Consider the following 24396-nt stretch of genomic DNA (forward strand, 5'->3'; position numbering starts at 1 on the left):
TGGATTCAGTACAGCGGTAAAAAACGAAAAATCATGAATGCCAATCAAAAGAAGAAAACCAACTACGGCATTATCACGTTATGGTCAATCCCTATTGTGGCTTTGTTTTTGGCTCTAATTTTTATGAGAGTTTTTTAATTTAAAAGCTAGCTTTTCTAATTATGAATTTTACTTTTTCAACTGAATATATACCGGAAAGTGATCACTAAAACCACCCAAATATCTTTTTCCCTCATAAGTTCTATAAGGCTGGCCCTTAGAGTTACCATAATTTTGAGTTAAGAAGGTTTCATCAAAAATGTCTGCTTTTAAAAACTTAAGTCCTTTTTGCTGTGGTTCTAAAAAATTAGTAGTCATCAATATTTGATCAAACAACATCCATTTCGAATTATGATTGAAACTGCCTCTTTTATAAGACATCAATTTCTCCATAGGATTAAAGAGCGCCGCTTCATTTTTTAAAAATTGAATACTGTTGTTTTTAGGATTGTCATTAAAATCGCCCATAATAATGACTTTCGCGTTGGCATCATCAGTGAGGATTTCGTTAATAAGCTCCACTATCTTTTGGGCTGCAAACATGCGATTATGCCCTGTTCTGTCCGACTGTTCATGTCTGGACGGCCAATGGTTAACCAAAACATGAATCTTTTCGTCCTTCAAGTAGCCGCTTACCTTAAGAATATCTCTTGTATTACCCTTTACACCGAACTCACTTTCAATAGGAAGAACAATAGCTTCTGAGTTTTCAAGCGTAAAACAGTCCTTATCATATAACATGGCGACATCAATACCACGCTCATCTGGAGAGTTAAAATGTACAAAACCGTAATTATAATCTTCTAAATAAGTGCTCTTGATTAAATCTGTCAAGACCCTATCGTTCTCAACTTCAGCTAAACCTATTAATGCGGGTGGCTTTTGAAGATCCTCACTTCCAATTTTGGAAATGGCCATCCCTATTTTATAGATTTTATTTTCGTACCGCTCCTTATGCCATCTTTTAGTTGATGTTTCTAAAAGGCCAACCTCATTCGTCAATGGACCGTTTATATAATCAAATAAGTTCTCAGTATTATAAAAGGCAACCGTGTAGATATCAGGATTTGGGGATTGTAAGCTCACATAAATAATTTAGCTTTAAAAATACTAAATGATAGCCAATCAATTATGTAACTTTGTGTTTTAATCCCATTTATGCTAGAAAAGAAAGACTTTAATTTAGAAAGAGCCGTTTTAATTGGTGTGATCACCAAAGATCAAGATGAGGTAAAATCTAAAGAATACTTAGATGAACTCGAGTTCCTGACCTTTACAGCCGGCGGAGAAGTGATAAAACGCTTTACACAAAAAATGGACCTGCCCAATCCCAAAACTTTTATAGGGACTGGAAAAATGCAGGAAATTCAAAATTTCATCAAGGAAAACGAGATCGGCACCGCCATTTTTGATGACGAATTATCGGCGGCCCAAGAACGAAATATAAGCAAGGTTTTAGAATGCAAGGTCTTGGACAGAACCAACCTTATTCTTGATATTTTTGCTCAACGCGCACAAACAAGTTATGCCAGAACACAGGTAGAACTTGCACAATGTGAATATTTATTGCCGCGACTAAAAGGAATGTGGACGCACTTGGAACGACAACGAGGTGGTATTGGTATGCGTGGTCCTGGAGAGCGCGAAATTGAAACTGACCGTCGTATTGTTAGAGAACGCATCACACTATTAAAGGATAAACTAAAAACGATTGACAGACAACAGGCCATCCAACGTGGCAATAGAGGCCAATTGGTGCGTGTTGCTTTAGTGGGTTACACCAACGTAGGTAAGTCGACTTTGATGAATGTGATTAGCAACAGCGAGGTTTTTGTCGAGGATAAATTGTTTGCAACGCTTGATACCACCGTAAGAAAAGTAGTGATTGGTAATCTGCCATTTTTGGTAACGGATACGGTAGGATTTATCAGAAAATTACCTACCCAATTGGTGGAATCCTTTAAAAGCACTTTGGATGAAGTGCGAGAAGCTGACTTATTATTGCATGTCGTAGACATTTCGCACCACAACTTTGAGGATCAGATTGCTTCTGTAAATAAAATCTTAGGCGAAATTGGCTGTGCCAATAAACCCACCATCATGGTGTTTAATAAAATTGACGCCTACGAAGCCGTTCCTTTTGATAACGACGATTTAATCGCTGTAAGAACAAAAGAAAACTACACACTTGAAGAGTGGAAAAGGACCTGGATGAACAAAATTGGCGATGATGCCATTTTTATTTCCGCCTTAAACAAAAAGAATTTAGAAGGTTTTAAAAGACGTGTTTATGATGAAGTCAGAAACGTTCATGTCACCCGTTTTCCTTATAATGACTTTCTTTATCCTGATTATGAAGGAGAAGAAGAGGAATAATATCAACTTAATCTAAACAAAAAATGCTACCTAAAACAGGTAGCATTTTTTTATGATCTTTAATTTTTACATGAATTTATAACTCAAACCAAGCGTATAGTAGGTTTGTAATTTATTATCAACATTTCCGAAAGTAGGTTCGTTAGCAATTGGACCGGTATACTGACCAAGTGCATAATTTAAAGCTTCTTGTTTGTTGCTTCTTAAAGCAAAGTCAAAACCTACACCAATGTTTTTCCAAAGCGTATAGCTAAACGCATTGCTCCACTGCCAGTTGGACAAGTAGGACTTTTTGTAGCTTAAAAATGCAGACAGGTTAGATTTAAAAGCAATAGAACCAATTTGTCTGGTATAATCAGCAAGAATTTTAGCCCCCAAAGAAGATTCAAATACAGCGCTGTTATCAGAAAACACAAAGTTGTAGTTCAAAGGATGGATGACCACGATTAGATTATCAAGAGGCGTCCATGTAAAACCGACACCCACGTCAAGATATCCTGGATCATTAAAATTGCTTAAAACAGTAGTCCTATACTCTGCCAAAGCAGACGCGGCCCATTTTTCAGTCAATTTCTGACCGTACAAGGATGAGATATCAAACACATCCGTAGTGGGCTGAAATTTGTTACTATCGTTTGGATTGTCCTTATTATCCAATTTTACCCATGCGAAGTTAGCCGTCAAGGAATTTCTCCAAAAATAGCTGTCTTCCAATTTATTGGCAAAAGCATTAAAATTGATACCAATATTACCCGAACTATTATTGGGTGCACCTTGTGCATACCAATTATTGAAATTGGAAAGGCTTCCTCCTATCACACCAAAAGCACCTATTCTCCAACCTGGAAGTGCGTCTATTTTTGCCTGAATCGCATTTGCTTCTTTTTGTTCTGCATCTGCTATGGCTTGTTTTTCTGATTTTTGAGCCTGTAATTCTTCTCTAGTTTGTGCAAAACCAAAGGAGACTGTCAGCATCAAGGCGAGGGATACAATTAGTTTGTTCTTCATCTTTTTTTGGATTAATTATTAAAAAAGAGCAGTCTGTACTGTATATAAAGATAATGAATAATTATTTTTATTGTATCAATCCCTCAACTTATTTCCGTTTGTACAAAGGCACCGAAGAGCAAGCTTCTCCATACATGATAGATTTTGCAAGTGGCTTCAACTTTTGAGACAACATAACATAAGCATTTGCAGGAACAGGTTTATGTGCACAACCTTTAATGATGAGCATTTGGTCAACATAGCTTTCAGTTTCCAAATTTTGAATAATCTCCTGATAAATTGAGGTTTCTAGCTGTTCCAAATTCCCTACAACTATTCTTTTCGCAAAAGGTTCCAAGTGCATGGTCAACAACATATAGGCCCAACCAGGAATTATGGCGTCTGCTGTGCAGGTCAAGGCCACATAATGATCTTGATATTGCGTCCAATCATGTTGGTTGACATAGTCCCTAAAATCCTTTTCGCGCAGCACTAATTCGTGAAACAACCAATCCTTGATATCGAAAACAGTCCGAGGACCTTTTGGATAATAATCTTCTAAATCGACAACGACCAATTTACTATTGGCTACTCTGTTGATAATTTCATCTTCCATAATATAAAATTAAGTTATTTATTAGTCAAAGCGCTCAATGACGGTCCATTTTAATTACTGATAACCTTCGGCCTGCAATTGAAAAAGTTCGGAATACAAGCCAGCCTTTTCCATCAATTCCTCATGCGTCCCCATCTCCAAAACCTTACCTTCTTCCAATACCAAAATCCGATCGGCCTGTCTTACCGTACTGAATCGGTGCGAAATGATGATACTCGTTTTCCCTTGCGTCAAGCCAATAAAGCGTTTAAAAACATCACTTTCAGCCTTGGCGTCCAGTGCTGATGTTGGTTCATCCAAAATCATGACTTCGGCATCCTTCATATACGCTCTTGCCAAAGCCACTTTTTGCCATTGTCCGCCAGATAATTCCTGGCCTTTATAAAAACGCTTTCCAAGTTGTTGGTCATAGCCCTTTTTCAATCCAGCGATGACTTCGTTGGCCAAACTCAATTGGGCAGCATTCTCAATTTTTTCGATATTATCCAATTGATCAATGTCTCCGATGGCAATGTTTTCTTTAACGGTAAATTCATATCGAAAAAAGTCTTGAAAAATGACTCCAAAAAACTCTTGATACTCCTCCATCTTAAAGCGGTTGATATTAATCCCATCCAACAAAATCTCTCCTGAAGTCGGTTCATAGAACCGTAACATCAATTTGGTAAGCGTTGTTTTTCCAGCACCATTTTGACCTACAAAAGCCATTTTTTCGCCTGCAGAAATTTTAAAACTTACGCCTTTTAGGATTTCAGTTTCAGAATCTGGATAAGAAAAATGAACATTCCTAAACTCAAAGCCAGATTTGATTTTATCTGGTAAGTGTTGATCTTCATTGTGTTTTGGCGCGATAGAAATATCGATAAATTCAAAATAATCTTTTAGGTAAAGCGCGCTCTCAGTGATTCTTGTGAATTTTGAAAAGAAATCCTGAAGATTTCGAGTCAACCTATTGAACGATCCTGATAAAAAGGTCAACTCCCCGAGCGTTATCACTCCTGAAATGACCCGATAAATGATAAAAATATAAGCGCCATAATAGCTTAACGTTCCTAGCAGATTGAATACAAAGCCAAGAGAGGAGCGTTTGATCGTGAGCTTTTTATTCAACTCATAATATTCTTCTGATAGATTTTTGAAGCGATCAACGATAAAATCCGTCAGTCCGAAGAGTTTAATCTCCTTTGCCGTCATATTATTCGCCCCTATAAACCTGAGATAATCGAGTTCGCGTCGCTCTGCCGTCCAGCCTCTTGCCAAGGAATATTGCTGCTGACTGAACCAAATTTCATTAACAAAAGATGGAATGATACTCAGCACCAATAAAATGATCAAATAGGGTTCAAAATAAATCAGACCCGCGACAAGCGTTGCAATAGAAATTAAACTTTGAACTTCCCCCAACGCATTCGACATGAGCCCTACACGTCCTGCAGTTTGGATTCGGGCACGCTCCAACTTATCATAAAATTCAGAATCTTCCAAGAGACTGATATCTATTTGATTGGTTTTTTTAATAATCGTAACGGATGATTGTATGGAATACGCATCGCCCAAAAGACTGTCGGTCAAAGAAATGGCGCGGCTCATCAAATCAGAAATCACAATTAAGCCAAATTCAATCGCGACGTAAGTCCAAAGTTGTGTAAAGTCTGAGACCTCTATTTTAGTTTGAAGAATGATCTCATCAATAATGAGTTTCCCAACCCATAAAATAGCCACAGGTAAAACAGCACCAATAAGGCGGCAAAATGCGGATAGAAGGAATAGTTTTTTGTTTGTTCCCCAGATTTCCTTAAAGAAACGCGGAATAAAAACCAATGCACTAAAAGACTTTATTAAACTCGTCTTATCCTTATCTTTTAATGATTTTAGAGTTGGTCTTGCCATTTTTTAAGATTGAAGGCTTGGTTTGAGGTTGTGAATTCTTGTTTATTAATTAATTTTAATAACAAAGACTGATGACGAACGGCATAAGAAAGACTCGTTCATCATCAAAATTCTAAATAAAATCACACTGAAAACTGAAAACTGACAACTGAGGATTGAAAACTACCTAAAGCATTCCCAATTCCAACTTGGCCTCTTCACTCATCAAATCTTGTGACCAAGGTGGGTCGAAAGTCATTTCAACTTCGGCAGATTTCACCTCGTCTATGGATCTGATTTTCTCTTCCACTTCAAGTGGCAGACTTTCGGCCACAGGACAGTTTGGTGTGGTTAAAGTCATTAAGATTTTAACATCGTAATCTTCGTTCACGAACACATCATAAATCAATCCAAGCTCATAAATGTCCACTGGAATTTCTGGATCATAAATGGTTTTTATAACTCTTACTATTTTTTCGCCTAATGCGACAGTATCTATTGGCTCACTCATTTTTTAAAAAGTTTAGGAGTTTGAGGAGTTTAGGAGTTTAGAGACATTCAAAGATAAACCTCTATACTTTTAAACTCATCAACTTAATTAAATTCCGTTTGGCATGCAATGGCATACATTTTATTCTCTGTTTAGGCAGGTTCAAATTTTACTTTGACTACGTGTAATAACAATGAGAATAGCTCCGCTGAACCTAAAGGTTTCCTGCCTTCGCAGGAATTAGTTTAACTGTGTTTGGTATGCAATGGCATACATTTTTAATTGTTTTATCATACTTACCAAGCCGTTGGCACGGGTTGGCGACAAGTGTTCTTTAAGTCCGATGTCATCAATAAAGTCGGTATTGGCTTCAATAATATCCGCTGGACTTTGATTTGAAAACACCCGTATTAAAATAGCAATAATCCCTTTCGTGATGATGGCATCACTATCGGCAGTAAAAATCACTTTGCCATTATCCATTTCAGCATGCACCCAAACTCTACTTTGGCAGCCTTTAATAATGTTCTCTGGCGTTTTAAATTGCTCGTCAATTAGAGGTAATGATTTACCCAAATCAATCATGTATTGATAGCGCTCTTCCCAATCTTCAAACATTGAAAATTCATCAATGAGCTCTTCCTGTATCGCTTTTATAGTCATTCTAAAATTTTATACAAAGTTACAATATATCTCATCAAAATTGACATTTTAAAGATGGATATCAAGATCTTAATTCCTAAAAACTATTCGTGTTTTAAGTAATCACATTCAATAAGTACATTCTTATTTTCATCTAATAGTTGAAGCTTTTCTTCGTTTAATGTGTAAGAAGAAATACTTTTTAAAGCCTCAAGAAAAGCAGATTCAACGTCAATGTCTTTGCATAACATTTCAGTGGATGACAGCTCAGATATATCTACCTTGTTATTTTTAACGGCAATTTTTGCTGAAAATCGATTGCAGCTGGTATTACCATTAATTTCATTCTGTGACAGGTCGATTTTAATGAACGGATTTCTGCCAAAACTGTCCCGGTTTTTTATGCGTGTTACCAACCAAGACCCTTCATCTAAGATTATAGGCACTTTGGATTTAGCCAAAACCTCAATCAATTTATAGTGCAATGAAGATCCGTCGGCTGCAGGATTTTCAATTTTTGTAACTTCAACTTTAAGCTTGTAAAAGAATCCTTTTTCATAATCAAAGCCTTCTATTTGATCATAAAAATAAGTCCAATCAGTTTTACCCTCTTCTTTAATTTGAAGACATTTTTGAGGAGCAACACCTTCACAATCTACTTTAGCATCTGCTATATAGATAATTTTTTTGGAACTATTGGAACATGAAAAAGAGAACAATACGATTGCAAAGACCACTAAAAACTTGGAACTCATAAATAATTTTATTGAAAACAAAAATCTTAAGACAACATCATTTTAGCCTTTTTGACACCTTCAACCAAAGCATCAATTTCCTCTTTGGTATTGTAAAAAGCAAAAGATGCTCTTACAGTCCCTGGAATTTTAAAGTACTCCATGATAGGCTGTGCACAATGATGTCCAGTACGTACGGCAATCCCCATTTTGTCCAAAAGAGTACCCACGTCATACGGATGAATGCCTTCCAAATTGAAAGAAATTACCGAAGTTTTATGTTTTGATGTCCCATATATTCTTAAACCTTCAATTTCCAGAAGTTGTTTTGTCGCATATACTAAAAGCTCGTGTTCATAAGCAGCAATTTGTTCAAAACCAATAGCGTTCATATAATCTATGGCCGCTCCAAAAGCAATACCACCACAAATATTTGGCGTTCCTGCTTCAAATTTATGTGGCAAACCTGCATAGGTTGTTTTCTCAAAAGACACTTCTGCAATCATCTCGCCACCGCCTTGATAGGGTGGTAATTTGTTAAGCCACTCTTCCTTTCCATAGAGCATTCCAACCCCAGTTGGGCCGCACATTTTATGGGCAGACGCCACATAAAAGTCAACATCCAACGCTTGCACATCAGGTTTGATATGCGGACAGGCTTGCGCACCATCCACTAAAACCGCGGCGCCTACGACATGTGCTTTTTGAATTATTTCCTTAATAGGATTAATGGTGCCTAAAGCGTTTGAAATATGATTGACAAAAACAAGTTTCGTTTTTTCTGAGAGTAAATCGCTGTAAGTCGACATGACCAATTCGCCTTTGTCATTCATAGGAATGACTTTTAAAATGGCACCAGTGCGTTCACACAACATTTGCCAAGGCACGATATTACTGTGATGTTCTAAAGCCGACACAATTATTTCATCGCCTTTATGTAAAAGTGACGTAAAACCACTTGCCACTAAATTAATGCCATGCGTTGTACCAGAAGTCATAATGATTTCATGAGACGATTTGGCATTGAAGTGCTTTTGGATCTTTAATCGGGCTTGTTCGTATTTATCAGTTGCTTCCTGACTTAAGCTATGCACACCGCGATGGATATTCGCGTTATAATTGGAATAATAATCCACAATGGCATCAATCACTTGATGTGGGGTTTGTGAGGTGGCAGCATTATCAAAATAAATCAATGGCTTTCCATTGACTTTTCTTTGAAGGATTGGGAAATCTTTTCTTATGGTTTCTATAGGAAAAATCATTACAATTTCAATTTTTTCGGATTTTGTCTAGGGTCTCAAATTGTCAAAATAATTACTTTAGTATCAACAATTTCATAAAACATTAGAAAATCCTTAATTACTTTAATCCCGACGTTTTCGTCTCAAGTTGGCTTTCCAATTTCTGAATAGTGAGAAATAAATTTTGAAGCTTCTTCAAAAAGTCTATTGAGTTTAACACTGTAAGAATTAGATTTATTTCTTTCAATCCAATACTCAAAAATAGCTTTTCTATCGTTTTGGGCTCGGAGCGTCCAAACTACTTCTTTAGCCATTTATCAATGTCTAGTTTCGCTTGTTCGCTACTCAATAATCTTCCGTTTTTAATATCATCCCTAGCTTCGGCAATAGCATATTGCTGTTCCTCATTGAGCTGATAGGTATCGGTTTCGTCAACTTTTTCCAAAATTAATAAACGTTGAACTTCCTCAAGAAGTGCACTGTTTTCTGTTGCTTGAATCTTATCGATAAGTCTCTTTTTCAATGTGACGATATCCATAGTCTAAGGTTTTAAAACTAAAATACGATTTTAATTATTTCCAAACCATTTTTTAGCCCCGATAGTAGTGGCATCCTTTTTTGCTTTCTTTCAAAGCAAAAAAGATAGAACGAATAGCGGGATTAGCTCCAAATAAAAAAAAATGGAATTCATTTTATGAGATTTCCGTCTTCACGGAAATGACAAAAACTATAGATCAAACCCAATACTAATCCCCAATTTATTAGCGATAATATTCGTGATACGTTGTTTAATTTCTGGGATTTTAACGGAGCTTAAGACGCTATTTCCAAAAGCATACATCAGTAAAGCTCTCGCTTCTTTTTCTGGAATACCTCTGGATTGCATATAAAATATAGCACTATCATCTAATTGACCGATTGTACAACCATGTGAACATTTCACGTCATCAGCAAAAATTTCCAATTGAGGCTTGGTGTTGATGGTCGCTTTATCACTTAACAAAATATTGTTGTTGGCCTGAAACGCATTGGTTTTTTGAGCTTCCTTATTAACCAATACTTTCCCGTTGAAAACACCTGTACTACTGTCTCCAAAAATACCTTGATAGTCTTGATGGCTTTCGCAGTTAGGCTCAATATGATGCACTAAAGTATTATGATCAACATGTTGTTTATTGCCAATGATGGTCACTCCTTTTAAAGTAGAATCGATGCGCTCTCCATTTTGATAAAACTTCAAATTGTTGCGCGTCAATTTCCCACCAAATGAAAACGTATGCACTGAAGCACAGCTTTCCTGTTTTTGATTGATAAATGTACTATCGATCAACGATGCATTTTCATTATCATTTTGAATCTTGTAATAGTCCAAAATACCGCGTTTGTCAACAAATATCTCGGTAACACAGTTGGTCAAGACCGGATTATCAGTCAAACTTTGATGGCGCTCTATAATTTGAACATGAGAATTTTCATCCACAACGATCAAATTACGAGGTTGTAACATCAAGGCCGATTCATTACCCGTTGAAAAGTGTATAATCTGAATAGGTTTTGCCACCGATTTGTTTTTCGGAACATGGATATAAGCTCCTTCTTGGGAGAAAGCGGTATTTAATGCCGATAAACTATCTTTTGTGGCCACTTTATTGAAGTAATTTTCAATAATTGGTCGGTATTTTGGTTTTGATAAGGCCGATGACATCAAGCACACATCCACACCATCATGGGTCGTTTCAGAGAAATGTGACGAATATTGGCCATCGATAAAGACAATTTTATAGGTGTCAATATCATCAATGAAATATTTTTTAATGTCGTTATAGTCAATATGATGGTCACGTTTTGGAAAAACGCTGTAATCATGTTTTAAAATACTATTTAACGAGGTAAATTTCCAAGCTTCATCACGTTTGGATGGAAATCCTTGGGCTTCAAATTGCTTTATTGCTTCACTACGCACATCATGAATAGGCGAATCGACATCCACCAGATTTTCGAATGCCATAAATGAGGCTATGAGTTTTTCTTTTAGTTCCATTCTGTAAGTTTCAAGTTTCTTTTGTTTCTTGTTTCAAGTTGAGTGTGGTTAAGCATTCACTTGAATTTGTTCCCTTTGAAATCTTGTTTGTTTAAATATGTTATAAAATTGGCGATTCGTTTACTTAATTGTTCGTATTCGTTTACCAATTTCTCAAGCTTTTCTTCTGTTATATAACCATAATCAAAAACTCTATATAATTGAGATCTTGATTCTCCTGCTGAGCCTTTCGCTACGGATAAAAATTGTCTAAACTCAATATTTCCATCTCGCTCAAATCCTTCAGCTATATTATCCATTACTGATCCTGACGATCCTTTAATTTGATCTCTCAGTTTGAAATCATTTTTCAATTCAGAATTTAAAACGATTTCTTTTATTTCATTCGAAAGTTTACGCGCTTCTTGCCAAATTTCTAAGTCTTCAAATTTTTTAATCGTTGCCATAACTTGAAACTTTAAACAAGAAACCTTTCAAACCAAACTAAGCGTTCAATTCTTCCTTGATCCAGTCGTAGCCTTTTTCTTCAAGCTCGTGTGCCAATTCCTTACCACCAGATTTTACGATACGGCCTTCATGCAATACGTGTACAAAATCAGGTACAATATAATCCAACAAACGTTGGTAGTGCGTAATCAAAATCACAGCATTATCCTCACTTTTCAATTTATTGACACCGTTGGCTACAATACGCAGTGCGTCGATATCCAAACCAGAGTCGGTTTCGTCAAGGATGGCCAATTTAGGCTCTAACATGGCCATTTGGAAAATCTCGTTACGTTTCTTTTCACCTCCTGAAAAACCTTCATTTAGGGATCGGGATAAGAACTTGCGATCAATTTCTAACATCTCCGATTTTTCACGAATCATTTTCAACATCTCATTAGCAGGCATCGCTTCAAGACCTTTGGCTTTGCGCGTTTCGTTAATGGCTGTCCTAATAAAGTTGGTTACTGAAACACCTGGGATTTCAACAGGATATTGAAAAGACAAGAAAACCCCTTTATGAGCTCGCTCTTCTGGATCTAACTCACTAATGTCTTCATTTTCAAAGAGGATTTCGCCTTCAGTCATTTGATATTCATCCTTACCAGCAATAACTGATGCTAAAGTACTTTTACCTGAACCGTTTGGGCCCATAATGGCATGTACTTCGCCTGCTTTTACTTCTAAATTAATGCCCTTTAAAATGGCTTTATCGTCAACACTTGCGTGCAAATTTTTAATTTTCAACATATGCTTTTAACTTTTCAATTTTTAAGTACTTAACTTCTATAGCTTCAATTTTCGTTCCAAATTTCGGAACTGGAAGTTGGAAGTTTTTTATTAATGATTTTTATTTTCCGTAATTATCTTTATGATTTCGCTGTCTTTCGGATTGACCTTCAACACGTTTATAATATCAATAATATCTATTCTATTTTCCCAACCTTCTTCATGCTCGGGTTTTTTCACCACCATCACTTTTAAAGTTACTCTCACTTCATCTGTTGGCGCGTCTTTTAAAGGCTCTGCCATTGTAATCAATTCTTGTGCCTTTTCGTTTTCAACAACACCAAATAATTCATTTTTGGTTTGAAAAACAGCGGCATCAGCGAAATAGGTAAAATTGCCTGAAATTTCTCTAACACTAAGTCCATCTCGACTGTCGTCCAAAGAAACTTCAGATTTCGAATCGTTTTTACAGCTTATAAATAATGTAGCTATAAATAAAATGGCAATTTGGTTTTTCACTGGCAATCAGACTTTATTTATATGATGGTTTATAGATTAGCTGCGCTGAACCTAAAGGTTTCCTGCCTTCACTTCGACAAGCTCAGTGAGAACGAAGGATTTTCTATCCAACAGATCCTTCTAAACTTATTTCCAATAATTTTTGTGCTTCAACGGCAAATTCCATCGGCAATTTGTTCAACACGTCTTTACTAAAACCGTTTACGATAAGTGCAATGGCTTTTTCAGTATCGATACCACGTTGGTTGCAATAGAAAATTTGGTCTTCACCAATTTTACTGGTCGTGGCTTCGTGTTCTATTTTTGCTGTTTTATTTTTCACTTCAATATATGGGAAGGTATGTGCACCACATTCATTACCCATTAATAAACTATCACATTCCGTGAAATTACGTGCATTTTCAGCTCTTGCGCCAATTTGAACTAAGCCTCTGTATGAGTTTTGAGATTTTCCAGCAGAAATACCTTTAGAGATAATGGTCGATCGGGTGTTTTTACCCAAATGGATCATTTTTGTTCCAGTATCTGCCTGCTGATGATTATTAGTCACGGCAATTGAGTAAAATTCGCCCACTGAATTATCGCCTTTTAAAATACAACTTGGATATTTCCAAGTTACGGCAGAACCAGTTTCCACTTGTGTCCATGAGATTTTTGCATTCTTTTCACAAATCCCTCTTTTAGTTACAAAGTTGAAAACCCCGCCTTTTCCTTCAGCGTTTCCTGGATACCAGTTTTGGACGGTAGAATATTTAATTTCTGCATCGTCCATCGCAATTAATTCCACGACGGCTGCATGCAATTGATTTTCATCACGACTTGGCGCTGTACAACCTTCTAGATAACTAACATAGCTCCCTTCATCGGCAATAAGAAGCGTTCTTTCAAATTGTCCTGTCCCCGCTTGATTAATTCGGAAGTAAGTTGACAATTCCATTGGGCAACGAACCCCTTTAGGAATATAACAGAAACTTCCATCACTAAAGACCGCAGAGTTTAATGCCGCATAAAAATTATCCTTTTGAGGTACCACGGTACCAATATATTTTCTAACTAATTCTGGGTGCTCTCTAATCGCTTCACTAATCGAACAGAAAATAATTCCTTTTTCGTTCAATGATTTTTTAAAGGTTGTTGCTACTGAAACGGAGTCAATAACGACATCCATAGCTACCCCTGCGAGCATTTTTTGCTCATCCATAGATATACCCAACTTCTTGAAAGTCTCCAATAATTCTGGATCTACTTCATCCAAGCTGTCGTATTTTGGTTTGGTATTGGGTGCTGAATAGTAAGAAATGGCTTGGAAATCTGGTTTTTCATAATGAACATTCGCCCATTCTGGCTCCACCATCTTCTCCCACGCTCGGAATGCTTCCAAACGCCATTCGGTCATCCATTCTGGCTCTTCTTTTTTAAGAGAAATACCTCTGACAACATCTTCATTTAATCCCGGAGGAAACGTATCTGATTCTATATCGGTATAAAACCCGTACTCATATTCCTTGGTTTTTAATTCTTCTCTTAAATCGTCTTCTGTATATTTCGTTAATTTCGTCATGTCATTTTCATTATCATTATTTATTCAATTCCTTCCCTTAGGAAGATTGCGATGAACTTATAGAGAGAAAGACTCTCCACATCCGCACGTACGATTTGCATTTGGATTATTAAATACAAAACCCGCACCATTCAAACCTCCTGAATATTCAAGGGTTGTACCAATAAGGTATAAAAAGCTTTTCTTGTCAATAATAATTCTGACACCATTATCTTCAAAAATTTTATCCTCGTCTTTTTGTGATTTATCAAACTTCAGATCATATGATAAACCGGAACAACCACCACTTTTCACACCAACGCGTACAAAGTCGGTTGCATAGTCAAAGCCATCTTCACTCATCAATTCGATGACTTTTTTCTTAGCCGTTTCAGATACTTTTATCATTCGTTATTAAGATTATTTCTAAATAGAGCACAAATATACAATATTACTAGGCCATTCCCATGCAAGTCTTCATTATAATCCGAAATAGACGGATTGATTTTTTCGATATTCAAGCGGTTATTTTTTTATTCAATTGTTTCGCATTTTGTCAGCCATATCCCTAAATTTGCAGTATGATAGAAGATAAAAATCAGACGCGTACCTCCATTAGTGAATTAGGCGAATTTGGCCTTATAGAGCATTTGACCGAACATTTTGAGATCAACCAGAAATCGACCATCAAAGGGATAGGCGATGATGCTGCTGTTTTAGAATTCAAGTCCAAACAGATAGTTGTGACTACCGACTTAATGGTAGAACATGTGCATTTTGATTTAAGTTACATGCCGTTAAAACATTTGGGTTACAAGGCCATTATGGTTAATTTATCGGATGTTTATGCTATGAATGCCAATGCAACGCAGGTAACGGTGTCGATTGCGATCTCCAACCGATTCCCTTTAGAAGCTCTTGAAAAACTTTATGCAGGTATTGAAACTGCAGCGAAAGCTTATGATGTGGATGTTATTGGTGGCGACACCACCTCTTCTACCACCGGATTAATTATTTCTATTACCGCGATTGGGGAAGTTAATAAAAACGATGTTGTTTACAGAAGTGGCGCAAAACCGAACGACTTATTAGTGGTCACTGGTGATTTAGGTGGTGCATATATGGGACTCCAAATTTTAGAACGCGAAAAAGAAGTCTTCAAAGTCAATCCAAACAATCAGCCTGATTTAGATCCATACGCCTACATTGTGGAGCGTCAACTAAAACCAGAAGCTCGAAAAGATATCGTGAAACTTTTGAAAGATTTGAAAGTGAAACCTACTTCGATGATTGATGTTAGCGATGGACTTTCTTCAGAAATCATTCATTTATGCAAGCAAAGCAACGTAGGCGCTGCCTTATACGAAAATAAGATTCCACTCGACCCACAAGTGATTTCTACCTGCGAAGAATTTAATATTGATAGCACCACGATTGCCTTAAATGGTGGCGAAGACTATGAATTATTAATGACCATCTCGCAAGATGATTTCCTTAAGATTAAAGGCAATCCTAATTTGACGGTTATTGGTTATATGACTGAAAAAGAAAACGGGATGCATTTGATAACGCGCGGAGAGACGCTTATTCCGTTAATTGCCAAAGGTTGGAATCCATTAAAGGATCAATAAACCTTTTGCTTAAGTTTACGTCTTTTATTGTAGAGACTTTTTAGCTCTTTATTGATTTCCCGTCTTTTATCGGTCAATGGAATAAGTTTTCCCTGATCGCTCGTGGTTAATTCTTTCCCACAATTTAAACAGACGTATTCCTTGACGAACTTAGTAATGTCGTTTTTTACAACATACTTGTGATTAAATAAACTGCAATATAGGTTTTTCAAAACTCGAGATTTGATTACAAAGGAGACTGCAATCAAAACGAATTTTATTCGAAAAGATTATATGCTATTTGTTAAAAATAATAGAAAACAGAAGTTCGAATTTTATATACTAGAATTAGTGCTCAAAAACGAGCAAGCCTTCCATCCCTTTAAATTTTCGTTTTTTATGGATAAGTTTAAGAGTTGAATTGATTTCCTTAAACTTTGGCGTTAGCGGAGTAAGTTCTACATTGCTATTAGTGGTCATTTGAGCATGGCAATTCGCACATTTATACACAACAGAGTTATGTCCAAAGAAGGAACAGAAAAACGGTCTTCAATTGCTATTAAGTTTTTATTATTATTTAGAGGATAGCTAAATATATAAAAATCACAACTATATGTCAATCTTAACGTTTAATAAATCGATGGACTAAACACTTTCTGGTGAACGCTCCATTCTGCGTAAATACATTTCTTCCAAAATAGAATTGATTTCTTGAAACTTAGGCGTCAACTCTGTCAAATCTCCGTCACTGTTGGTGGTCAATTGTCTTTTGCAACACTTACACGTGTATTCTTTAACATGTGAAGTGACCTTTTTTGTAACTTCGTAATTGTGACCAAAAAGGCTGCAATAAAGCTTCATAGGAGCTGGGGCAGTACTGTTTTTTTTCATGGCTGTAGTTGTTAGAAGCTCCTAACTTACGAAATTAAATCAAAAATAAACGCCTAAAGACATTAATTTTCGATGAATTGCATTATTTTGTAAGCTAATTCATTTTTATTTTCGATGTGTGACATATGTCCACCTGAAAATCCACTAATTTCAATCCCTAAAACTGATAATTGAGCAGTTAGGCTATCATATTCCAAAACAGGATCTTTCTCACCCAAAAGAACGATTTTGGGAGCAGTCATTTGTTTCAGAACTAAACTTCTATCTTTCCTTATTTTCATACCTTCCAAAGCGGCCACAATGCCTTGTAAAGGTAATTTCATGGCCACTAACTTTATAAATTCGATTTCCTCGACAAACTGTAATCTGTTGTCTGGGCTGAACAAATTCACAATGGACATTCTTATAAAATTCTTGTGATTATGCTTTACTGCTTTTATAGCACGATCCCGGTTAATTTGACGCTCTGGACTATCTGCAAAAGGCGTGGAGTTCAACAAGCAAAGTCCATCAATGCGTTTAGGATAAGTTTCAGCAAGTGCCAAAGCCACATAACCGCCCATAGAATGTCCAATGAAAAATGATTTTTTGATTTTCAAATGATTTAAAACAGCCACAACCGCTTCAGCCATCATCTCCATGGTGTGGATATATCCCAAGCAACCCGTTTGTCCGTGTCCCAATAAATCGATGGTAATAAGTCTGTAGCTATCTTTAATATCTGAAACCAGATTTTCCCACATTACAGAAGTTTCCAGAAAACCATGAAGCAGTACCAAGACCTTTCCTTGACCTTCATCATTATAAAAAACGGGGATGTCTTTGTATTCTAAAATCATTTTAAACTATATTCGGCAAAGATATAAAGAGTTTGAATCTTGAAGTAAAAAGCTCGATCACATTATCATTAATTTTCAGATGAATAAAACCAAAGATATACTCGTTACTGGCTTCGCCTTATTTTCCATGTTTTTTGGAGCTGGAAATTTAATATTGCCGCCATACTTAGGTTTCAACGCCGGCCCAGATTGGCTATTGGTAACCCTCGGATTTGTAATTACGGCAGTCGCCATTCCTATTTTTGGAATTATAGCACATGCCAAATTACAAGGGACGATGTACGATTTCGGTAAAAAAGTATCGCCTCTTTTCAGCAGTATCTTCTGCCTGTTAGTGTACGGAATTTGTATTGTACTGCCGTCTCCTCGCACAGCATCTGTAACTCATGAAATGGCTATTGCTCCATTTTTTAACAGCAGTAGCTTACTCACGAGTACGATTTACTTCGTCTTAGTGTTCATTTTTGCAATGAACCGCTCAAAAGTTTTAGACCTCCTAGGCAAATACCTAACACCTATTATAATTGTAATCTTATTGGCCATTATTGGCATTGCCATATTCTCGTCACCCGACGCGATTCAGCCTTCCCAATTTAATACGCCTTTGGTGGATGGGATCATGGAAGGTTATCAAACCTTTGATGCCGTTGCAGCATTGGTCGTTGGTGCCGTTTTGATTATCTCTATCAATTTAAATTATCCCGGTTCTTCAACCGAAAAAAAACAGCTCATTTTCAAATCTGGATTGTTGGCCGGTTTTGGACTCTTCATCATCTATACCGGACTTATTTTAGCAGGATCCTTAAATAATACAGAATTCCCTTTTGATGTGAGCCGATCAGAACTGCTTCTCGGTTTGGGTAACAAAACCCTCGGAAGCGCTGGTGCTGGTTTATTGAGTATATTAATTGGCTTAGCTTGTTTTACAACTGCAGTCGGAATTGTGACCGGCACCGCCGACTACTTTAAAGGCGTGTTTAAAAATTCACAAACCGCTTACACGATTACCGCAATCATTGGAAGTTTGCTGGGCGTCGTCATGGGGCAATTTGATGTCGCATTTATTATTGACATCGCCATTCCTGCACTGATGTTCATCTATCCTATTACCATTATTTTAATCTTACTGAATATCATTCCGGAGAAATATGCCTCAGCTTTAGTTTTTAGAGGCGTGGTCATCGTTAGTTTTATTTTCAGCATTCCTGATTTTGTAAAAATATTGATGCCTTCAGATACGATCAACGCCATCATTGAGGTGATCCCATTGGGGAAATTCAATCTCGGTTGGGTATTACCGTCTATTTTGATGTTCGTACTTCTGAATATGTATAAAAAATTTAATTCTTCAAACGCTTCATAACCGAAAAGGCCTTGTCAACGACTTCGTCCTCTACCAAAATGGTAAACTCATTGGTTGTGGACACCACTTCGTAGAGCGCGATGCCTTCCCAAGCCAAACGTTTAAAGATTTGATAGTAAAGTCCGGTTACTTTGGAGTTATCAGAAGGCAAACTAATGGTAATGGCTGACAACTCCGCCTTTTCTCCCAATAAAACTTCGTCCTCAAAACTCTTCAGAACATTGTGCTTCTGAGAGGTTGAGATGATGATATTGCTTTCGTAAATTCCTCTTGTAAATGCATAAAACACATTAGAAAAACCATCCATCTGCTCCAAAATCTTGGAATGGCTATGACTTAGGGTTTGCGAGTTTTGAAATGTGAAATCGGTCAAATTTGATCTTACCGTAATATCTCCCAGATTCTGAATGACGCGCTTGAGTTTTAATGAATTCCCAAAATCGATAGGCGGTTGATATCTCCGCAACGCCATCATTATGGCACCCGATTTAACCGGTTTTTTTAGCATTTCCCCAATAGTATCCACCAGTTCTTCGGCCAAAGCAGAATAGTTAATAATACCTCTGGATAAAGCCTCTTCTAAAAAGGGTTGTGCAATCAAAATCTCTTGGACACAAGCTGTAATCGTTCTCATTTGTTAACTATATAACATTTTGTGTAAAATTAGTCAAAATTTTTAATTTTTATGGTCGTAAGATATGTTACGTTTAATTTCGCTCCATCAAAAACTAAAAATATGCTTGTTTTAAAATTTGGAGGAACGTCAGTTGGGTCCATAGAAAGTATGACCAATGTCAAAAACATCATCAACGATGGCCAGCGCAAAGTCGTGGTACTATCTGCCATGTCAGGAACCACAAATGCTTTGCTTACCATTGCCGATTGCATCAAGTTTAAGGAGATAGAAAATGCTTTGGAACAAATTTCTGAATTGCATCAAAATTATAAGTTGACGGTTAGTCAATTAATCCATCACAATGGATTAAGAGCTGAAGTGGACACTTATATAAATTCTATTTTCGATATGCTTAAAGCATCGGTAAATGTCAACTACACAACTTTCTTATCCAATAAAATCGTTGCGCAAGGCGAATTGCTATCTACCTTTATTTTTAATAGATTTTTAAAACAAGAAGGCCTGAATGTTTGTTTACTGCCTTCCCTTGAATTTATGCGCATTGATAAATTTAACGAACCTGATAATTTTTACATCCGTCAGAACTTTAATCGCATCATCAACGAACTTCCGAATGCTGACATTTACATCACCCAAGGCTTTATCTGTTTGGATGCTGACGGCAATATCGCAAATTTACAACGCGGCGGAAGCGATTATACGGCCACCATTATCGGTGCCGCTTTACATGCCGAAGAAGTTCAAATATGGACTGACATTGACGGCTTTCATAATAACGACCCGCGTTTTGTCCCAGAAACTCATGCGATTTCCAACCTCTGTTTTGACGAAGCAGCGGAGTTGGCCTATTTTGGAGCTAAAATTTTACATCCTCAAACCGTTATGCCTGTAAGGGATTTAGACATTCCGGTGCGTTTAAAAAACACAAATTCGCCATCAGATCATGGCACACTGATTACCAATCAAGTCCATGGCGAAGGCATCAAAGCCATTGCCGCCAAAGATGGGATTACCGCCATTAAAATAAAATCTGCCAGAATGTTATTGGCACACGGATTCTTGAAAAAAGTGTTTGAGATTTTTGAGAAATACGAAACGTCCATTGATATGATCACAACTTCAGAAATTGCGATATCACTAACGATTGATGACACCAAAAATCTTAATGAAATCGTCGCGGAGCTGGAAAAATTTGCGTTGGTGGAAGTTGATAGTTTTCGAACGATAGTTTGTCTAGTGGGAAACCATATTGTTTACCATCCAGACACACCTAAATTATTCCAAATTTTACAAGATGTCAACGTCAGAATGATTTCTTATGGTGGAAGCAGCAACAATATTTCCTTACTGATCAATACGGGCGACAAGATTGAAACTTTAAGAAAACTCAATCGCTATGTCTTTGATTTGGTGCCGGCATAAAAAACTTGAAAGTCCCATCGCTTCCGGATGAAAACCTCTCAGGTTTGAAGTACAATAACGAAGGCACTTTTTTCAAGTGCCTTCCTCTTATTCTATGAATTCATTAATTCTTCAATCTCCTCCGCTTCAATAGGAATATTGCCCATCAAGTTAAATGGCTCTCCTTTCTTCTGGATGACCAAATCATCTTCCAATCGAATACCAAAGCCTTCTTCAGGAATATAAATACCAGGCTCCACGGTAAACACCATATTGGCTTGCTTGGGCTCGGTTAAAATTCCATAGTCATGCGTATCTAAGCCCAAGTTGTGACTTGTACCATGCATAAAGTACTTGTTGTATGCTGGCCACTCTTTATTCTCATTTTGAACATCGGCCTTATCCAATAATTTCAAACCTAACAATTGTGAGGTCATGATTTTTCTAACTTCTATATGGTAGTCTTCACAGATCATTCCTAGAATCAGCATTTTCGAAGCATTATATAATACAAACTCATAGCATCTGAAGGAATTTGGATACTATAAAACTTATTTTTTAATTAAACTCATTCCAAATAAGTATAATTAAATCTATTTTTTGGGTTTCAAACGTTTGAGACGTATCTTTGCGGCACAATAAACTAACTTCAAAAGATGAGCGGAATTTTTAATTCTTCAGTTGGAAGAAAGTTTGCCATGGCACTTTCAGCATTCTTCCTAATGATTTTCCTAGTACAACATTTTGCAATTAACATCCTTTCAGTGTTTAGTGCAGACGTTTTTAACAACGTTTCCCATTTCATGGGAACGAATTGGGTGGTACAATATATTGCGCAACCCATTTTAATTTTCGGTGTGCTTTTTCACTTTGTGATGGGCTTCGTATTGGAAATAAAAAACAAAAAGGCAAGATCCATTGCTTATGCCAAGAATAACGGCAGTGCCAATTCTACTTGGATGAGCAGAAACATGATTTACACCGGTGGTGTTATCTTTCTTTTTCTAGGTCTTCATTTTTACGATTTTTGGTTTCCAGAAATCAATGTGAAATTCATTAATGGCGACATGTCTGGATTACTCCCAAGTGGCGATTACCGTTATTATGAGCACTTACATCATAAATTTGTAGACGGGTGGCGTGTGGCGATTTACTGCCTTGCTTTTGTGTTCTTATCATTACACTTATTACATGGTTTCAGCTCCGCATTTCAGTCGGTAGGTGCCAATAATAAATATACAAGAGGATTAAAAGGATTTGGTAAAGCTTATGCAATATTGATCCCAGCAGGATTTATTTTCATCGCTCTCTACCTTCACTTCAACTAAAAAACATCTAATATGGCTTTAGATTCTAAAATACCAGAAGGTCCACTTGCAGATAAGTGGACTAATTATAAAAATCATATAAATCTGGTCAATCCAGCCAACAAACGTAACATTGATGTTATCGTGATTGGAACAGGATTGGCAGGAGGTTCTGCTGCGGCAACGTTGGCAGAATTGGGTTATAACGTAAAAGCGTTCTGTTTTCAGGATTCTCCACGTCGTGCGCACTCGATTGCTGCACAAGGAGGAATCAACGCTGCAAAAAACTATCAAGGTGATGGCGACTCCACCTACAGATTATTTTATGATACTGTAAAAGGTGGCGATTACCGCTCCCGTGAAGCTAACGTGTATCGTTTAGCAGAAGTATCAGGAAATATCATTGACCAATGTGTGGCACAAGGAGTTCCTTTTGCTCGTGAATATGGAGGTCTTTTGGACAACCGTTCTTTCGGAGGTGTATTGGTGTCCCGTACATTTTATGCCGCTGGACAAACAGGTCAACAATTATTATTAGGCGCTTACTCTGCCATGAACCGTCAAATAGGTCGTGGAAAGATTGCCATGTACAACCGACACGAAATGTTGGATGTCGTTATTGTTGGAGGAAAAGCCCGAGGTATTATCGCAAGAGATTTAGTTACGGGGAAAATTGAGCGTCATTCGGCGCATGCTGTGGTTATTGGATCTGGAGGTTACGGAAACGTATTCTTCCTTTCCACCAACGCCATGGGAAGTAACGTGACTGCAGCTTGGAAAGCTCATAAACGTGGTGCATTTTTCGCAAACCCATGTTATACACAAATTCACCCAACCTGTATTCCAGTATCTGGAGAGCATCAATCAAAATTGACTTTGATGTCTGAATCGCTTCGTAATGACGGACGTATTTGGGTACCAAAAAACATGGCGGATGTTCAAGCTATTAGAGACGGGAAATTAAAACCAATAGATATTCCTCACGAAAATAGAGATTACTATTTGGAACGTCGTTATCCAGCTTTTGGAAACTTGGTGCCTCGTGATGTGGCCTCTCGTGCAGCAAAAGAACGTTGCGATGCAGGATATGGTGTAAACAAAACTGGTGAAGCCGTCTTCTTAGATTTCGCTTCAGCTATTGAACGTTACGGAAAAGAGCGTGCTCATATTAGAGGTTTGGATGAGAACGATGCCAAATTAGTCAAAAAATTAGGTCAAGAGGTCATCAAAGAAAAGTATGGCAACCTGTTCCAGATGTACGAAAAAATCGTGGATCAAGACCCATATGAAACCCCAATGATGATCTATCCTGCGGTACATTATACCATGGGCGGACTTTGGGTAGATTACAACTTAATGACCACCGTTCCTGGATTATATTCTATTGGAGAAGCCAATTTCTCTGACCATGGTGCCAACCGTTTGGGAGCATCGGCATTGATGCAAGGTTTAGCGGATGGTTATTTTGTATTACCATATACTATTGGCGACTATTTAGCTCAAGATATTAGAACGGGCGCAATTCCAACAAACACGCCTGAATTCGACGAGGCAGAAAAGAACATCCAAGACAGTTTGGATCACTTGATCAATAATAAGGGTTCACATTCTGTTGACCATTTCCATAAAAAACTTGGAAAGATCATGTGGGACAAATGTGGAATGGCTCGTAACGCCGAAGGTTTAAAAGAAGCGATCGTTGAAATTGCAGCACTTCGTAAAGAATTTTGGAAAGAAGTGAGAGTTCCTGGAGTTCAACATGAATACAACGAAGAATTAGCGAAAGCAATGCGCGTTGCTGACTACTTAGAATTAGGTGAACTTTTCGCAAAAGATGCGCTTGAAAGAGAAGAATCCGCAGGAGGCCATTTTAGAGAAGAATACCAAACTGAAGAAGGTGAAGCCTTAAGACGTCCAGAATTCCAATATGTTGCGGCATGGGAATACAAGGGCGAACCAAAAGACGCTGTCCTTCATAAAGAAGAATTGGTGTACGAGAATATTGAAGTGAAAGAGAGAAGTTATAAATAAGAAGG

The 24396-nt window shown here is 37.2% G+C and carries 25 protein-coding genes and 1 pseudogene; 6 read left to right on the forward strand and 20 right to left on the reverse strand.

From position 1 onward, the window contains the following. Positions 1–168 precede the first annotated feature (168 nt). Entirely contained in the window at positions 169–1125 is a 957-nt protein-coding gene (locus tag ACOH2D_RS05805; RefSeq protein ID WP_449534671.1) for an endonuclease/exonuclease/phosphatase family protein, read from the reverse strand. Positions 1126–1197: 72 nt separating this feature from the next. Between ACOH2D_RS05805 and hflX the strand changes: the two genes are divergently transcribed. Beyond that, positions 1198–2415 (forward strand): GTPase HflX, encoded by a 1218-nt coding sequence (gene hflX, locus ACOH2D_RS05810; protein ID WP_348037916.1) that lies wholly within the window; start codon positions 1198–1200, stop codon positions 2413–2415. A gap of 66 nt (positions 2416–2481) precedes the next feature. Here hflX and ACOH2D_RS05815 read toward each other — a convergent pair whose 3' ends face one another. The 14 genes from ACOH2D_RS05815 to ACOH2D_RS05880 form a co-directional block, all read right to left on the reverse strand. Continuing rightward, entirely contained in the window at positions 2482–3423 is a 942-nt protein-coding gene (locus ACOH2D_RS05815; RefSeq protein WP_348037918.1) for a DUF3078 domain-containing protein, read from the reverse strand. A gap of 88 nt (positions 3424–3511) precedes the next feature. After that, a complete protein-coding gene (locus ACOH2D_RS05820) occupies positions 3512–4018 on the reverse strand; it encodes a DUF2480 family protein (protein ID WP_348037920.1) in 507 nt (168 codons plus the stop codon). 54 nt (positions 4019–4072) lie between these two features. After that, a complete protein-coding gene (locus ACOH2D_RS05825) occupies positions 4073–5908 on the reverse strand; it encodes an ABC transporter ATP-binding protein (protein ID WP_449534672.1) in 1836 nt (611 codons plus the stop codon). 166 nt (positions 5909–6074) lie between these two features. Continuing rightward, positions 6075–6398, reverse strand: coding sequence for an SUF system Fe-S cluster assembly protein (locus ACOH2D_RS05830; protein WP_348037924.1), 324 nt, complete (start codon positions 6396–6398; stop codon positions 6075–6077). Between the two features lie 219 nt (positions 6399–6617). Beyond that, positions 6618–7040: a SufE family protein gene (locus tag ACOH2D_RS05835; RefSeq protein ID WP_348037926.1), complete on the reverse strand. Its 423-nt coding sequence runs from the start codon at positions 7038–7040 to the stop codon at positions 6618–6620. Positions 7041–7123: 83 nt separating this feature from the next. Beyond that, positions 7124–7774, reverse strand: a complete 651-nt coding sequence (locus tag ACOH2D_RS05840; RefSeq protein ID WP_449534673.1) for a DUF4377 domain-containing protein — start codon at positions 7772–7774, stop codon at positions 7124–7126. Positions 7775–7800: 26 nt separating this feature from the next. Beyond that, positions 7801–9018, reverse strand: a complete 1218-nt coding sequence (locus ACOH2D_RS05845) for an aminotransferase class V-fold PLP-dependent enzyme (RefSeq protein WP_348037930.1) — start codon at positions 9016–9018, stop codon at positions 7801–7803. Between the two features lie 277 nt (positions 9019–9295). Then, positions 9296–9535 carry a hypothetical protein gene (locus ACOH2D_RS05850; RefSeq protein WP_449534674.1) on the reverse strand — a complete coding sequence of 80 codons (240 nt, stop codon included), beginning with the start codon at positions 9533–9535 and terminating at the stop codon, positions 9296–9298. 189 nt (positions 9536–9724) lie between these two features. Beyond that, the gene (sufD, locus tag ACOH2D_RS05855; RefSeq protein WP_348037934.1) at positions 9725–11038 is read right to left on the reverse strand and encodes a Fe-S cluster assembly protein SufD; all 1314 of its coding nucleotides are present in this window, start codon (positions 11036–11038) and stop codon (positions 9725–9727) included. Between the two features lie 56 nt (positions 11039–11094). Beyond that, the gene (locus ACOH2D_RS05860) at positions 11095–11484 is read right to left on the reverse strand and encodes a four helix bundle protein (protein WP_348037936.1); all 390 of its coding nucleotides are present in this window, start codon (positions 11482–11484) and stop codon (positions 11095–11097) included. A gap of 37 nt (positions 11485–11521) precedes the next feature. Further along, entirely contained in the window at positions 11522–12274 is a 753-nt protein-coding gene (sufC, locus tag ACOH2D_RS05865; RefSeq protein ID WP_348037938.1) for a Fe-S cluster assembly ATPase SufC, read from the reverse strand. A 90-nt stretch (positions 12275–12364) separates the two neighbouring features. Further along, positions 12365–12772, reverse strand: coding sequence for a hypothetical protein (locus ACOH2D_RS05870; RefSeq protein WP_348037940.1), 408 nt, complete (start codon positions 12770–12772; stop codon positions 12365–12367). A gap of 103 nt (positions 12773–12875) precedes the next feature. After that, positions 12876–14333, reverse strand: a complete 1458-nt coding sequence (sufB, locus tag ACOH2D_RS05875) for a Fe-S cluster assembly protein SufB (protein WP_348037942.1) — start codon at positions 14331–14333, stop codon at positions 12876–12878. Between the two features lie 57 nt (positions 14334–14390). Next, positions 14391–14720: a HesB/IscA family protein gene (locus ACOH2D_RS05880; RefSeq protein ID WP_348037944.1), complete on the reverse strand. Its 330-nt coding sequence runs from the start codon at positions 14718–14720 to the stop codon at positions 14391–14393. 173 nt (positions 14721–14893) lie between these two features. On the opposite strand from ACOH2D_RS05880, the gene thiL reads away from it, so the two are divergent. Beyond that, entirely contained in the window at positions 14894–15943 is a 1050-nt protein-coding gene (gene thiL / locus ACOH2D_RS05885; protein WP_449534675.1) for a thiamine-phosphate kinase, read from the forward strand. On the opposite strand, the gene ACOH2D_RS18265 is transcribed toward thiL, so the two are convergent. The 3 genes from ACOH2D_RS18265 to ACOH2D_RS05895 form a co-directional block, all read right to left on the reverse strand. Beyond that, the gene (locus ACOH2D_RS18265) at positions 15937–16191 is read right to left on the reverse strand and encodes a DUF1660 family phage protein (RefSeq protein ID WP_510172134.1); all 255 of its coding nucleotides are present in this window, start codon (positions 16189–16191) and stop codon (positions 15937–15939) included. The two genes, thiL and ACOH2D_RS18265, sit on opposite strands and share 7 nt — an antisense overlap. A gap of 376 nt (positions 16192–16567) precedes the next feature. Next, positions 16568–16813, reverse strand: coding sequence for a DUF1660 family phage protein (locus ACOH2D_RS05890; RefSeq protein WP_348037948.1), 246 nt, complete (start codon positions 16811–16813; stop codon positions 16568–16570). 62 nt (positions 16814–16875) lie between these two features. Next, positions 16876–17652: an alpha/beta fold hydrolase gene (locus ACOH2D_RS05895; RefSeq protein ID WP_348037950.1), complete on the reverse strand. Its 777-nt coding sequence runs from the start codon at positions 17650–17652 to the stop codon at positions 16876–16878. Between the two features lie 79 nt (positions 17653–17731). On the opposite strand from ACOH2D_RS05895, the gene brnQ reads away from it, so the two are divergent. Beyond that, positions 17732–19015 carry a branched-chain amino acid transport system II carrier protein gene (brnQ, locus tag ACOH2D_RS05900; protein ID WP_449534676.1) on the forward strand — a complete coding sequence of 428 codons (1284 nt, stop codon included), beginning with the start codon at positions 17732–17734 and terminating at the stop codon, positions 19013–19015. On the opposite strand, the gene ACOH2D_RS05905 is transcribed toward brnQ, so the two are convergent. Further along, on the reverse strand, positions 18993–19649 hold the full coding sequence (locus ACOH2D_RS05905; protein WP_348037954.1) for a hypothetical protein: 657 nt from the start codon (positions 19647–19649) through the stop codon (positions 18993–18995). The two genes, brnQ and ACOH2D_RS05905, sit on opposite strands and share 23 nt — an antisense overlap. A gap of 102 nt (positions 19650–19751) precedes the next feature. Between ACOH2D_RS05905 and ACOH2D_RS05910 the strand changes: the two genes are divergently transcribed. Continuing rightward, positions 19752–21074 carry an aspartate kinase gene (locus ACOH2D_RS05910; RefSeq protein ID WP_449534677.1) on the forward strand — a complete coding sequence of 441 codons (1323 nt, stop codon included), beginning with the start codon at positions 19752–19754 and terminating at the stop codon, positions 21072–21074. Between the two features lie 92 nt (positions 21075–21166). On the opposite strand, the pseudogene ACOH2D_RS05915 reads toward ACOH2D_RS05910, so the two are convergent. Continuing rightward, positions 21167–21553, reverse strand: a pseudogene (locus ACOH2D_RS05915) (M24 family metallopeptidase); the annotation flags it as partial. A 156-nt stretch (positions 21554–21709) separates the two neighbouring features. Here ACOH2D_RS05915 and ACOH2D_RS05920 point away from each other — a divergent pair. Then, a complete protein-coding gene (locus ACOH2D_RS05920) occupies positions 21710–22381 on the forward strand; it encodes a succinate dehydrogenase cytochrome b subunit (protein WP_348035823.1) in 672 nt (223 codons plus the stop codon). Between the two features lie 12 nt (positions 22382–22393). Then, on the forward strand, positions 22394–24391 hold the full coding sequence (locus tag ACOH2D_RS05925; RefSeq protein WP_449534678.1) for a fumarate reductase/succinate dehydrogenase flavoprotein subunit: 1998 nt from the start codon (positions 22394–22396) through the stop codon (positions 24389–24391). The last annotated feature ends 5 nt before the right edge of the window (positions 24392–24396 follow it).

This window comes from Gelidibacter sp. (genome assembly GCF_053579655.1).